11 protein-coding genes are annotated in these 13739 nt (G+C 54.2%); all 11 read left to right on the top strand.

The features are described 5' to 3' along the window. Positions 1 to 29 precede the first annotated feature (29 nt). The 11 genes from AC0YNZ_RS22615 (at position 30) to AC0YNZ_RS22665 (ending at position 13121) form a co-directional block, all read left to right on the top strand. Entirely contained in the window at positions 30 to 1055 is a 1026-nt protein-coding gene (locus AC0YNZ_RS22615) for an ABC transporter ATP-binding protein (RefSeq protein WP_475828762.1), read from the top strand. Then, positions 1052 to 1846, top strand: coding sequence for an ABC-2 family transporter protein (locus AC0YNZ_RS22620; protein ID WP_110771341.1), 795 nt, complete (start codon positions 1052 to 1054; stop codon positions 1844 to 1846). Before AC0YNZ_RS22615 ends, AC0YNZ_RS22620 begins: the two co-directional genes overlap by 4 nt. A gap of 5 nt (positions 1847 to 1851) precedes the next feature. Further along, positions 1852 to 2643, top strand: coding sequence for an ABC transporter permease (locus AC0YNZ_RS22625; RefSeq protein WP_475828763.1), 792 nt, complete (start codon positions 1852 to 1854; stop codon positions 2641 to 2643). 61 nt (positions 2644 to 2704) lie between these two features. Continuing rightward, positions 2705 to 3190, top strand: a complete 486-nt coding sequence (bcp, locus tag AC0YNZ_RS22630; protein ID WP_475828764.1) for a thioredoxin-dependent thiol peroxidase — start codon at positions 2705 to 2707, stop codon at positions 3188 to 3190. A 311-nt stretch (positions 3191 to 3501) separates the two neighbouring features. Beyond that, positions 3502 to 4503 (top strand): methionine ABC transporter ATP-binding protein, encoded by a 1002-nt coding sequence (locus AC0YNZ_RS22635; RefSeq protein ID WP_475828842.1) that lies wholly within the window; start codon positions 3502 to 3504, stop codon positions 4501 to 4503. After that, the gene (locus AC0YNZ_RS22640; RefSeq protein WP_475828843.1) at positions 4497 to 5162 is read left to right on the top strand and encodes a methionine ABC transporter permease; all 666 of its coding nucleotides are present in this window, start codon (positions 4497 to 4499) and stop codon (positions 5160 to 5162) included. Before AC0YNZ_RS22635 ends, AC0YNZ_RS22640 begins: the two co-directional genes overlap by 7 nt. 61 nt (positions 5163 to 5223) lie before the next feature. After that, positions 5224 to 6066, top strand: a complete 843-nt coding sequence (locus AC0YNZ_RS22645) for a MetQ/NlpA family ABC transporter substrate-binding protein (protein WP_475828765.1) — start codon at positions 5224 to 5226, stop codon at positions 6064 to 6066. 298 nt (positions 6067 to 6364) lie between these two features. Then, positions 6365 to 7678 (top strand): polysaccharide deacetylase family protein, encoded by a 1314-nt coding sequence (locus AC0YNZ_RS22650; RefSeq protein ID WP_475828766.1) that lies wholly within the window; start codon positions 6365 to 6367, stop codon positions 7676 to 7678. Positions 7679 to 7766: 88 nt separating this feature from the next. Next, positions 7767 to 8786: an AAA family ATPase gene (locus tag AC0YNZ_RS22655; RefSeq protein ID WP_475828767.1), complete on the top strand. Its 1020-nt coding sequence runs from the start codon at positions 7767 to 7769 to the stop codon at positions 8784 to 8786. Next, a complete protein-coding gene (locus AC0YNZ_RS22660; protein WP_475828768.1) occupies positions 8744 to 10288 on the top strand; it encodes a DUF58 domain-containing protein in 1545 nt (514 codons plus the stop codon). The genes AC0YNZ_RS22655 and AC0YNZ_RS22660 overlap by 43 nt, the downstream gene beginning before the upstream one ends. Continuing rightward, positions 10275 to 13121 carry a transglutaminase domain-containing protein gene (locus AC0YNZ_RS22665; RefSeq protein WP_475828769.1) on the top strand — a complete coding sequence of 949 codons (2847 nt, stop codon included), beginning with the start codon at positions 10275 to 10277 and terminating at the stop codon, positions 13119 to 13121. The genes AC0YNZ_RS22660 and AC0YNZ_RS22665 overlap by 14 nt, the downstream gene beginning before the upstream one ends. The last annotated feature ends 618 nt before the right edge of the window (positions 13122 to 13739 follow it).

Genomic DNA, 13739 nt, shown 5'->3' on the forward strand with positions numbered 1-13739 from the left:
GTCGAAGTGAGAGGAGCTATAAAAACCAGATGCCAGCTATTGATGTGAAAGATTTACGCAAGCAATTCAGCGTTCAGAAAAACCGTGAAGGTTTATCCGGCGCCCTCAAGGACTTGTTTAAACGCGAGTACAATGAGGTTACGGCGGTCAAAGATATTTCCTTTCAAATTCCGGAGGGAGAAATATGCGGCTATATCGGAGAGAACGGGGCCGGCAAGTCGACAACGATTAAAATGCTGACGGGTATTTTGGTACCTACGTCAGGCGAGCTTAAGGTGAACGGGTATGTGCCTTTTAAGGATCGCGAGAAATTCGTAAACGGCATAGGAGTTGTATTCGGACAGCGCTCCCAGCTATGGTGGGATATCGGCGTTATCGAATCGTTCCAGCTGCTGCGTAAGGTATACCGCGTATCGGAGGCTGATTTCCGCAAACGGCTGAACGATCTAGTCGAACGGCTTCAGCTAGGCGATTTGCTCAACCGGCCTGTCCGCAAGCTGAGCCTCGGGCAGCGGATGCGCTGTGAGCTCGTTGCTTCGCTGCTCCATAACCCGTCGATCCTCTTTCTGGATGAACCGACAATCGGACTCGACATCGTCGTGAAGACAGAAATCCGCGACTTTCTTATGCAAATGAACAAGGAGCAGGGAACGACGATTTTGCTGACAACGCATGATCTTCAAGATATCGAAGCGCTTTGCTCGCGCGTCATTATGCTCGATGACGGACGCATCATTTATGATGGAGGTCTCGACGAGCTGAAAAACAGGTGGAGCAAAGGGCGGGAGATACAGTTCCAATTCGCGGGACACACGGCGCTTGCAAAGCTGCAGCAGCTTACCGAGACGCTTGCTGTAACATGGACGATGGAAAATGAAGTGACCGCAAAAATGTGGCTGCCGCATGCGGTTAATGTCTCGGATGCGCTGGCTTGCGTGGTAGGCGGCGTGGAAATACGCGATATCAAAATTATTGAAACGAACACGGACGATATCGTTCGCAGCATCTATTCATCAGGCTCTGCGGTTGCCGCGAAGGAGACGGCTAAGCCATGATGAGCGCGTACATCGATTTTATTCGAATCCGGTTTATTATGATGCTTGCCTACCGCGTTAACTATTACAGCGGTATTATTATTTACGCCATTAACATTGGCGCATATTACTTTCTGTGGCAGGCGATTTACGGAGACAAGGAGACGCTCGCGGGCTTTACCGTAACCCAGATGACGACATATGTTGCGGTATCGTGGATGGCGCGCGCCTTTTATTTTAATAACCTCGACCGGGAGATCGCGAATGAAATCCGGGACGGCAGCGTATCCGTTCAGCTGATTAGGCCCTATTCCTATTTATTCGTAAAAATGATGCAGGGCTTCGGCGAAGGTCTTTTCCGGATGCTGCTGTTCATGGTTCCGGGGATGATTATCGTTTGTCTCATTTTCCCGGTTACACTTCCGACTGATCCGATGACTTGGCTTGTTTATTTAGTCATGCTGTTCTTTAGTTTCCTAATCAATTCGCAAATTAATATTTTGACCGGCTTGTTCGCTTTTTTTGTCGAAAACAACGAAGGCATGATGCGAATGAAGCGGGTAATGGTCGACTTGTTCTCAGGCGTGGTTGTGCCGATCGCCTTTTTCCCGGGTTGGCTGTCCGCAATTATGCACTGGCTGCCGTTCCAAGCGATCACTTATTTGCCAAGCTCCGTATTCACGGGGCGGACGCCGGGCAGCGAAGTGCTGCATGTGTTCGGCATTCAGGTGTTATGGTTCGCGGGGCTGCTGGTGCCGATCTGGCTCACATGGCGTGCCGCCCGTAAGCGGCTGTTCGTGCAGGGGGGTTAATAAAAATGAGATATGCATCATTGTTCTGGGAATACATTAAAAACTACGCGAAAACCAGGCTGACCTACCGGGCCGACTTCTGGGTCGAAGTGCTGTCGGATTTATTGTTCCAAGGGATGAACCTAATCTTCATATTAATCGTGTTCCAGCATACGCCGTCGCTTGGCGGCTGGTCGGAGGCCGAGGTTGTGTTCGTTTATGGCTTCTTCATGATTCCATATGGCGTGTTCAGCACGTTCTTCAGCATTTGGAATTTCAGCGAGCGTTACATTGTAAAAGGCGAAATGGACCGCGTGCTTACACGGCCGGCTCACAGCTTGTATCAGGTGCTGCTCGAAAATGTAGACCCGCCGTCACTAATCGGCTCTTTCGTCGGCGCGATCATTATGGCGCTCTGCTGGACGCAGCTCGATTTGCCGCTTCAGGTGCTTGACGTACTTATGCTTCTGCTGCTCGTACTGGGCGCGGTGCTGATTTACGCGGGTTTGTATACGGCGATTAGCGCTATTTCCTTTTATTCCGACGCGCCGACCGGCATCGCCCCGCTCATGTATAATATTCAAAACTACGGGCGCTATCCGGTTAACATTTATAACAAGATGATTCGGTTCGTGCTGACATGGCTGCTGCCGTTCGCTTTCGTTGGCGTCATTCCAGCCTCTTATTTCCTCGAAAAGAAGACAGATGACCTGTCTCAGCTGGCGCTTCTGACGCCGGTTATGGGCATAATCGTTTTCTCGTTGGGGCTGTGGCTTTGGAATACCGGGGTAAAGCGTTACCGTGGAGCGGGCTCATAGCATACCCGCTTTGGGAATATGATGTGAGCCGCGATTATGAACTGTTTATGGAGGAAGTTAGATGACGCAGCTTCAAGTTGGAGAGTTGGCGCCGGATTTCGTATTGCCGGCGTCAAACGGAGAAAATGTTTCACTCAGCGGTTACCGCGGGCGAAATGTCGTTCTTTATTTTTATCCGAAGGATATGACGACGGCCTGCACGCAGGAATCGTGTGACTTTCGCGATGCGAATGCGGAAATGCTGAAGCACAATACGGTTATTCTCGGTATCAGCACCGATACGGTAAAGTCGCATCAGCGTTTTATTGAGAAGAAGGAGCTGCCCTTTCTATTATTAGCCGATACGGAGCACGCGGTGTGCGAGCTGTATGGGGTGTGGCAGTTAAAGAAGCTGTACGGCAGAGAGTATATGGGGCTTGTCCGGTCGACGTTTCTGATTGATGCCGAAGGCAAGCTGGTGCAGGAGTGGCGCAAGGTGAGGGTGAAGGGGCATACGCAGCAGGTGCTTGAAGCGGTGCAGCAATTGCAGCCCGCAGCTGCTCGTTAAAAAAGCGAATCTAAAAGTAAGATTGCTCTTGAAGTTATCTTCAGGATGACCGGGTTTGTCTGACGATAAGTTAATGGTGAAGATGAATAGGGGCGTATCCTGCTGCCTGGCCGGATATGCCTCTTTGTCGTTTGCACGATCCTTAACAGAGTAAAAATATGGTGCAAGGAAACAATAGGGGGAAGCTCGCTTATGATCCTCCATACGTATAAAAATGACGGCTTTTTAAAATATGGTAATATTTAACCATTGACGGGATGCTGACACATTTATACAATATGGTTTTGCTTGTCCGATAGGGGGTTATACAACTGATCAGGTTAAATAACATCAGAAAATCTTACCGGGTAGGGGCGGTTTCGGTCGAAGCGGTCCGGGACGTTAGTTTGACGGTTCAGAAGGGTGAAATATTCGGCATCATCGGTCATTCCGGTGCGGGAAAAAGCACTCTGCTGCGCTGCGTCAATTTGCTTGAGAAGCCGACGTCGGGTAAGGTAACCGTAGGCGGTGTAGAGCTGACCGGTCTGTCCGAGAGACAGCTGCAGACGCAGCGGCGGCGTATCGGGATGATTTTTCAGCATTTCAACTTACTGTCGATGTCTACGGTCAGGGATAATATCGCTTTTCCGCTTGTGCTGGCGAAGCTTTCAAAGACTGAATTGAATAAGCGTGTGGATGAGCTTCTGAAGCTCGTTCAACTCGAGGAGCATGCGGATAAATATCCGGCACAGCTATCCGGCGGTCAAAAGCAGCGAGTCGGCATTGCCAGGGCGCTAGCCAACAATCCGGACGTGCTGCTGTGCGATGAGGCGACATCGGCGCTGGACCCGCAAACGACGAATTCGATATTATCGTTATTGCTTGATATTAATGAGAAGCTCGGCATTACGATATTGCTCATTACGCATGAAATGAACGTCATTCGTTCGATTTGCGACCGCGTGGCCGTCGTGGATCAGGGCGAAATCGTCGAGATGGGCGACGTGCTTCATGTCTTTCTGAAGCCCGAGCATCCCGTAACCCGCGACTTTGTCGATCAAGTGGCGGACAGCGGCGGGATCGGTCAGCTGCTGCGCGAGCGCGCAGGGCGTCTATTGCGCATGTCCTATATCGGCGATTTGACGTATGAGCCGATTCTTTATAACGCGGTCAAGCCAACGTCGGTGCAGTTTGCGATTTTGCAAGGTACTGTATCGCGAATGAAGCAGACGCCTTACGGCCAGCTTATCGTGGAGCTGATCGGCAGCGAAGCGGAGATCGAGCGGGTCATTGCCGTACTTCGTAAGGACGGGCTGGAGGTGGAAGCATTATGATGAGCTTCGAAAACGTACGCTTGCCGGAAATATGGGATGCGACCAAGGATACGCTCTATATGATGGCGGCTTCGCTGGTGTTTACGATTATTTTCGGATTGATTATCGGCATTATTCTGTTTCTAACTTCCCGCAGGCAGCTGCTGCATCAGCCGGTTGTTTACGGCTTGCTGTCTTTAATCGTTAACGTGCTGCGCTCGGTCCCGTTCGTCATTCTCATGATTATGATCATGCCGCTCACCAAGCTGATTACGGGAACGACGCTTGGCGTGGAAGGCTCGATTCCGCCGCTCGTCGTTGCGGCGACGCCCTTCTTCGCAAGGCTGGTGGAAACGTCGCTGCGCGAGGTGGACCGCGGCGTTATTGAAGCGGCTCAAGCGATGGGTGCTTCGAAATGGGATATCGTGCGGCGCGTACTGCTTCGGGAATCGAGCCCAAGCCTGCTGGCCGCAGTGACGATAACGGCGGTTACGCTCGTCTCCTATACGGCTATGTCAGGCGTTATCGGCGGCGGAGGGCTTGGTGACCTGGCGCTGCGCTATGGCTATCAGCGTTTCCAAACCGACGTTATGCTCGTAACAGTAGCCCTGCTCATCGTGCTCGTTCAGGTGCTGCAAACGATCGGCGATTCGTTAGTACGCCGTTACAGCAGAAAGTAAGTACTTAGAGGAAGAACAGCTTTGATAACTTAGATAAAATGATATCGATGGAGGAATAAACATGAAAAAGACAAGCTATATTATCGTAGCTATGATGCTGATGTTCGCGTTAGCCGCTTGCGGACAAGATAAAAATGCCGAGGGCAACACGAACGGCGCAGAAGCAGGAACTGAATCATCAGGGGAGGTTACGCTCAAGGTAGGAGCATCTCCGGTGCCGCATGCGAAGCTGTTGGAAGTCGTTAAGCCGATGCTGAAGGAGCAGGGCGTGAACCTGGAAATCATCGAGTTCAACGACTATGTGCAACCAAACACACAGCTGTATGAAAAACAGATCGATGCCAATTTCTTTCAGCATATGCCTTATCTAGAGCAATTCAACAAGGATAAGGGCTATGATCTCGTAAGCGTGGCAGGTATTCACATCGAGCCGTTCGGCGCTTACTCGAAAAAAATCACAAAGATCGAAGAGCTGAAGGAAGGCGCGAAAGTCGTCATTCCGAACGATCCGTCAAACGGCGGACGCGCGCTGGCGCTTATGGCAGAGAACGGCCTGCTGACGCTGAAGGACGGCGTAGGCGTTAACGGCACAGTTGCAGATATTACCGAAAACCCGAAAAAGCTCGATATCAGGGAAGTGGAAGCGGCGACGCTGCCGCGCGTCTTGGGCGAGGTAGATCTTGCGCTTATCAATACGAATTATGCGCTTGAAGCCGATCTTGTACCAACGAAAGACGCGCTGTTTATCGAAGGCAGCGACTCGCCGTATGTGAACATTCTTGTGGCTCGTCCGGACAACAAAGACTCCGAAGCGATGCAAAAGCTTGCGGCGGCGCTTCGTTCGCCGGAAGTAAAGAAATTTATAGAGGATACGTATAAAGGCGCGATCGTAGCTGCATTTTAAGCGCCGGCAGAATAGAAGCGCCCCGCCGTCTCGGCTGGGGCGCTTTATTTTTTATTTTGCATAACTGCATTACGGAATTTACGGCAGGGAATTGGTTTGAGACCTTGAATATAGTTAAGTAGAATTGATCCGAGGACAAAACAAATAAGACTGAAGTCAATCATGATAAGCAGCAGCTGTGATTGGCTTTTTTTGATTCACGAAAGAATATCCGGGTTATTTACTAGAAAGACGCTCATATAATCTATCAGAATAAACGAGAGTTTCTATTCAAAGGTAGAGAAGGGTGGCGGAGTAGATGCGGCGATTGTTGCAGGCGGCGATTTGTGCAATGGTTGTATGGTTTGGCTTGTTTGAGCTTGGCGGTTTTGCTATGTACGAAGGCGGAGCAATGGGAGAGCTTGAGGTCGTGCAGGCGAGCGGGGCAGCGGCATCCGCTGCTCATTATGAAGCCAAGCCGTTACTGGCTGAGCAGGCATCCTATGAACAAGGGAAGCGGCTGAAGCTGGACAAGCCTGTGAAGGCTTCCGCAGCACCGCCGGAGACGAATCAGAAGCTGTTGTATTTAACGTTCGATGACGGTCCAAGCGAAAATACGGAGCAGGTGCTTAATATATTAAAGCAGGAAGGCATCTTGGCGACATTTTTTGTGCTCGGGGAGCATGTGCTGAAGAAGCCGGAAATTGCCAAGCGAATCGTTGCGGAAGGCCATTCGATCGGCAATCATACGTTTAATCATAAATATGAGATTTTATACGGCAGCTTTTCCGATTTTTCTGCGCAGGTGATGAAAACCGACGATGCCATTTTTCGCACGACCGGCGTTAGAACGACGCTGTTCCGGGCACCTGGCGGCACTTACAGCAACTTTGACCAGGGCTACTTTGATGCGATGGCCGCAGCAGGTTATCAGGTGTATGACTGGAATGTGGACAGCGGGGACTCGAAGCGGGTAGGCGTGCCAGCCTCTGAGATTTTGACATCGGTTAAAGGCTCTAAGCTTGCGGACAAGCTGATTGTGCTGCTTCATGACAGCGCAGGGCATGCAGAATCGGTTAAGGCTCTGCCGGCAATCATTAAATATTATAAGAGCAAAGGCTACGCTTTTGCTCCCATAACAGATCAGGTAGAGCCTATTCATTTCAAGGTCGCTAAAAAGCTGAAGTGGAGCAGGGCACAGGTATCGCGGCCGGAGAAGATAAAGCTGGTCCAATTCTCGGAAAAGCTGGGCCGAAGCATTCAGCCCGTTCAGCCCATTCAGCCCGCACAAGCGAAAAAAGACATGCCTGACCTTATTGTGCACCGTGGACAGGAAAGCCTGGTGTTTGGAGCTGGCGAATATCGTTTAAGCAAGGGCACCATTGAGGTGCCGCTGCTGAAGCTGACCGAGTGGGTAGAGGGCAAGCCGGAATCTGAGCTGGACGATGGCGCGAGTAAAGTCTATGCGAGCGGAGACGGGGTGCTGCCGGGGCCAAGTCCGGCCGGCAAAGCAGTTGACGGGAAGGCAGAGCCGGCCGTTGCTCCGGTTCGTGCGACGCTGAAAAAATTCGGAATCGAAATTACAAGCTATGTCTATAACGATCAACAGCGTGAAATTTGGGTAACGGAGTAACGGAAAGGGTTCTATCAGGTCTAAAGAGAGAGGAAGCTGGGGACACTGAAAAATAGATAGATTTATTTTTCAGGAGGCGATTTATACGATGATTTCTCCCCAATTTTCAGAGGAAGCGAAAGAGGAGCGGGATAGCCATTGGCCGGAAGCGCCGCAGGTGCTGCTGCACCGGTTGCTAGTAAAGGTAGAGAGCGTGCTGCTAGGCAAGCAGCAGGTTATTCGAAATACGTTAATTGCGCTGCTGGCGGGCGGACATGTGCTGTTAGAGGATGTGCCCGGCGTTGGCAAGACGCTGCTCGCGCAGGCGTTCGCGAGAGCGGTCGGCGGAGATTTTAAAAGAATTCAGTTTACGTCCGACATGCTGCCTGCAGATATCGTAGGCGGTGTCGTACTAGATTCCCGTACGAGCGAGCTCGTCTACCGGCCTGGTCCGATTATGGGCAACGTGGTGCTGGCCGATGAGATTAACAGGACTTCGCCGCGCACGCAGTCTGCGCTTCTCGAAGCGATGGAGGAGAGGCGTGTCACGGTAGAGGGTAAGACCCGCAAGCTGCCGGTTCCGTTCATGCTGATCGCGACGCAGAACCCGCTCAGCTTTGAAGGAACGAACACGCTGCCGGAAGCGCAGCTGGATCGTTTTATGATGCGGCTGACGATCGGTTATCCGGGCCTGGCGGAAGAGAAACGGATGCTTGAGCAATATGCGGGCGGTAATCGGATCGAGCCGGAGCGGCTGCGGCCCGTCATAGCTGTGGAGGAATGGCTGCAGATGCAGGCGGAGGCGCGCCAAACGCATATGCATCCTACGCTGTTAGAGTATATGGTGCAGGTGGCCGACGAGACCCGCCGTGCGCCAGAGGTCATGCTTGGGTTAAGTCCGCGCGCGCTGCGCGATTGGCTGCGGGCATCGCAGGCCAATGCTTACATGGAAGGCCGGGGCTATGCGGTTCCTGATGATTTGCTGGCGACAGCTGACGCTGTGCTGCCGCATCGTCTGTCGCTTCGTTTTAATGCGGTCGCGTCAGGCGCCGATGCGGCTGCTGTCATTAGGCGGACGATTCGAGAATGCCGGGTGCCGGCAGCGGCGGGAAGCGGGAAACGCCGATGAAAGCACCTTTTCAGGATGGAATATTGCAAGCCGGAATACCGGAGTCCGATGAGAACGAAAGGATATCTTCGCAGGAGGCGCGAAGCAGAGAGCAGCGGACAAGCGATCTGCATACTGGCGGGCAACAGGCAGCTGAAAAGCACGTGAAAAAAGCAGGGCAAGCGGACTCGGAGAATGAGGCTCTTGCCGGAGCGTACCGTACGAGATGGCTCGCATGGGCTGTCATCGCGGCGGGCTGGGCAGGCTGCTTGGCTGCCGTGCTGCTGCGGGGCGGCGCGGTAGAGTCGTTTATGATGGCGGTACTTACTATGATTATTGCCGTTAGCGGTATAGCGCCTATAATGGCTGCGTCCGGCTTAAGCGCCGTGCGGGTGCTGTCCGGGGAAGTGACGCGTGAGGGTGGACAGCATGCCGTATGCTTAACGCTCAGACGCTCCTGGCCCGTCCCTTTTGTCTGGTTAGCTGTGCACGACGAGACGGTAAATGAAAGCTCGGCGGCAAATCGCGGAATAAGCGTTCGTACGGTGTTCACCCCTTTGCTTGGCAAAGAGATGACCTTCCGCTATACACTGCACAAATTACGGCGCGGAAGACATCCCTTCGGGCATGTATCCGTTACGGTAGGAGACTGGCTTGGCTTAACGGCCATTCAAAAGCGAATCGAGAGCAAGGCGGAGTTTGTCGTGCTGCCGGGACTTCCGCAGGCGGACATCCCCTATCAATCAGAACGCGCAGGAGGGGCTGCTGCTCAAGCAGCGCCTGCACTGCCGGCGGGCGAAGCTCCGGATCACCGCGGAGAAGCGGGGCGTGCGGAAATCGAAGCAGCGGTGAGAGCGGCGGGAATTGGACCGGACAGCCGTCCTTACCGAGAGGGAGATTCGCTGCGTCACCTGGACTGGCGCAGCGCGGCCAAAGGTCGCAGCCTGCAGACGAGGGTCCATACATTGGAGCAGCCCGTAAAAACGGTCATAGCCGTCGATACGCTGGCTTCCGCATATGAGAGGGATGATCGGCTGTTCGATGCTTGCGTCGGCTGGGCGGCGCTTGCGGTTACGCAGGCTGTTTCGTACGGCGGTGCCGTTACGCTGCTGCTTGGGCAGGATCAGGCGGCTATACAATCCCCTTTTGACGGAGATAAGTATACGGGCATATCCGGCATGCTGCATGCCATGGCATTGCTCCGTGCGGATGGAAAAGGCTCGCTTGCCGGCAGCCTTGCAAAAGGAGTGAATTCGATTACCCGCGGCTGCACGATACTCGCGTTCACCGCCGATTGGAGAGGCGGACGAAGCTGGGGCGAGCTGGCCGGATATGCCGCAGAGCAAGGCTGCAGGCTGGAGCTATTCATCGTTACACGCAGCAGCGTACCGTCCTTCGCTATGCGCGAGCAGCAGAAGTGGCTGGAGAGCGGCGGCGTTAAAGTGACGTGGCTTCATGTTCCTTCCAGGATGGACACTCTTCCTTATGCAGAGGAAGGAGGCGCTGCGCATGAGCTTGCATAAAAGCGACGTTGCAGGGAGAACGGGAAAAGGGCTGCAGGAGGGCGGTAAGATTACGCCAGGCGCAGCTATCGAGGAATCTTTTGGCTACCGGTTGATCACGAGCTTGCTGCTGTTTGGCTTACTTGCGGAATGGCTGCTGCCTTGGGTCAATGCCGGCGAATGGTCGGTTATTTATAACCCGGAGCCGCTGCTTCTTGTCATTGGCTTCGTTATGCTGGCGGGTCTGTTCCGTTTGCCGCTTGCCGTTACACTGTTTATGAACGTTTTATTGTGCGTATTAAGTATCATGTGGCTTTATAAAGGCGCTAATCAAAGCAGTCTGCAATGGCTTCTCGGACTTCCGGCTATGTTGAAAGAGCAAATTGCGCTGATAGCGGAAAACGGCCTGTGGGCCATGTCGGGAGAGCTTCGGACGCTGCTGCTGTTTATCGGCTGGGCGATGCTTGCTCCCGCTCTGCAGGCGTTGTTATGGCTGCGTCAGACTGCGCTTGGCATCGCATGTATAACCATCGTTTATTTAATTACGCTGCATGTATGGCTCGGCATGGATGTGATGGACGGCATGCTGCGGACGGTTGCAGAAGGGCTGCTGCTTGGTGCGGTTGTCTCCGTTCCGCGTGTCGGGCGGATCATTGATACAGGTGCCGGCAAGCTGAAGGGGCTCGATATGCGCTGGCTGGCGGGCTCGGCTTTTGTCGTGCTGATGATCATCGGCTGCGGCTTGCTGTTTGCAGGCGGGCGTGAGACTTCGATGCCGCCCGCGGGCTGGACAGCATCCTTAAACGATCGGATTGAGAAAGCCGTCAATTCACTTGGTCATCAGCAAGGTTCGGTCACCGTAATGGGACAAACCGTCTTCGATCAATTAGGCGGCGCGTTCACAGGCTATGGCTTTGACGATAGCGAGCTGGGTGCGCCGGTACGGAAAGATAACAGCATCATATTTACGGGGAGCTCCCCCGTAAAAGCCTATTGGCGCGGTGAATCCAAGCGTCTGTATGATGGACGCGGCTGGAGTGATCAAGGCAGCAGCTCGGTGCTGCAGCCGGTGCGCGGCTCAGATGCAGCGGCATCGACTGAAGCTGCCATGGCGGCAGGGAACAAGCAGCTTGGGCCGGTCATCCAGCAAAAGGTCGTATGGTCCAAGCCGACAGCGGGGATGCCGCTCTTTACATCCGGCTTGTTCGGTCACGTGACGGAGCTTGTTGCGGCTGATCCCCGCCGTACGCTGGGAAGCTACGTATACAATGCGGAGCAGAGCTCCTTGTACCCTCAATCGGATACGGCGAAGGTGGAGCGCTACACGGTGGAAAGTGTGCTTGCAGTAACGGATGAGAATCAATTGCGCGCTTTGAGCAGCGATTCGAAAGGCGGGCTGGCATCTGGCGAGGGATCGGTTGCATCCGAAGCAGAGGCTTCTGCCGCTTCTGGTTTAACGGAAGCGGAGCTTGAGGTTTATTTGCAGCTGCCGCAGTCGCTGCCCGGCCGAGTAACGGCATTAGCTGCAGAGGTGGCGGGCGGCGGCGTAACGAGCCGTTATGATCAAGTTAAAGCGATTGAGGATTTTTTGAAAACGAGCTATGCCTACACGCTTGAAGGCAGTGCGCCGCCGCCGGAAGGCAGCGACTTCGTCGATCATTTTCTCTTCGAGCAGCGCCAAGGCTACTGCGTGCATTTCTCAACAGCGATGGTCGTTCTGCTCCGCACGCAGGGCATCCCGGCCAGATGGGTGAAGGGCTTCACAACCGGCACTCCGGTGGGTGCGAGCACGAGCGGAGGTACGTTAGGAACTGGAAATTCAGGCGGTAGTGGTGCGCTGGGCGCAGTGAATACTGTAGAGAGCGATGCGCTAAGCGCGGGAAGCGCTGATGGGGCGAACTCGAGCAGTGGTGCGCTAAGCGCGGTGAAAACTGGAGAGAGTGATGCGCTAAGCGCGGACAGCTTGGAAATGGTGGACTATGAGGTTAGAGGCTCCGATGCACATGCCTGGGTTGAGGTTTATTTCCCAGGCGCAGGCTGGGTGCCCTTCGATCCGACGCCGGGATTTAGCGGCGTCGTGAATGTCGCGTCCGCCGGCACTGCGGACGGCGCGTTCGCTGCTCCCGTAATGGGAGCAGCTTCGGCGAGCGGAGTAGGCAGCGAAGCCTTTGGGTTTAGCGAGGCGGGCTTTGCAGGCCTCGCCGCTTCGATCGAGGCGGCGGCAGAGCAAGCCGCCTCTGAAGTGGCGCGAGGGGCAGACGCCCTCGCGCATGCGGCGCAGAGCGCCGCCAAAGGCGCAGCGGCGGCATCGCCGGCCGCTGCAGCAGCCGCAGGCGCGGCCGCGCTAGCGCTTGCAGCCGCGGCCATTGCTGCGGCGCAGCGTCAGCGGCTCCGCCTTGCGCTGGCGCTGCGCCGATATGGCGCGGCTCATGCTAGCGCAGCCGCGCCCTATCCGTCACATGAGCCTGTGACGGATACAAATGCCCGCGCGCGCTACGCCAAAGCGCGCGGCCGCGGTCAGACCACCGCGCCGCGCGGCGAAGAAGGGCGGCTGCGCAGCAGCTTTATGGCTGTCACCAAGGCGCTTGAGCCGCTGCTGCATCGCCGTTTCGGCGAGTATGCGCAGGGGCAGACAGCGCGTGAATACGCGCTTGCCGCCGAACCGTTGCTTGCGGCCGAGCAGCAGGATGCGCTCCGCCAGCTTACCATCTGGATTGAGGAAGCGCAGTTCGGTGCTCCGGGACCATGGCGGGGCGCGCCGACGCCAGCCGCGCTGCGAACCGTCCTGCGTGTGCTGGATAAGCAGCCGGCTCACAAAACGAAGCGGCCTTCTGCTGTCAAAGCTCCCAATTAGCCACAGTCTATGGGCAATCGTCGAGCATCCGCTGTCCGCATAGCAATGGAGGATGAACCAAGAAATTTGCATGTATTATGTGAGCCGACATCGTGCAGCAACCAAATTATACAAACGAGCTGCATGATTAACAGGAATAGCTCCTGCTAATATTACCTCTATACGCTCAACAGTCTCATTTAGCGGGAATTTCTCCATGTTATTTGGAGAAAGCAGCCCTTTTACGTGATGATGCGTTGAATTAGAGGGAGTAATTCCTGATAAATCATGCGCGAACTTGTTTGTGAGCAAATTAGATGGAGTTTTTCCTGTAAACGGGCGCCGGTTTGGATTGAGCTTTCCTGTAAAGGAGCCGCTATGAAGCTTGCCCTTCAAACGGGTACCGGATATGATGTTTTTCTTGTAAAATAGCGTCTGCCGGTCAGAGTATTATTCCATCAGTCTGTCACATCTCCCGAGACGCTTTCCGCGAGCTTCAATCGCGTGAAGCGTCTCGTTATTTTCGTCTATTCGGTATGCGCCGGCGTTTAACATAAACCTCTGTTTGTGCAGGTTTACCGGCTCTCGAATTGACCTTTGCACCTTCTCCTACGAATTGTCACGCTGATTCGCCTTGAC

The organism is Paenibacillus sp. J2L1-98 (genome assembly GCF_056269405.1).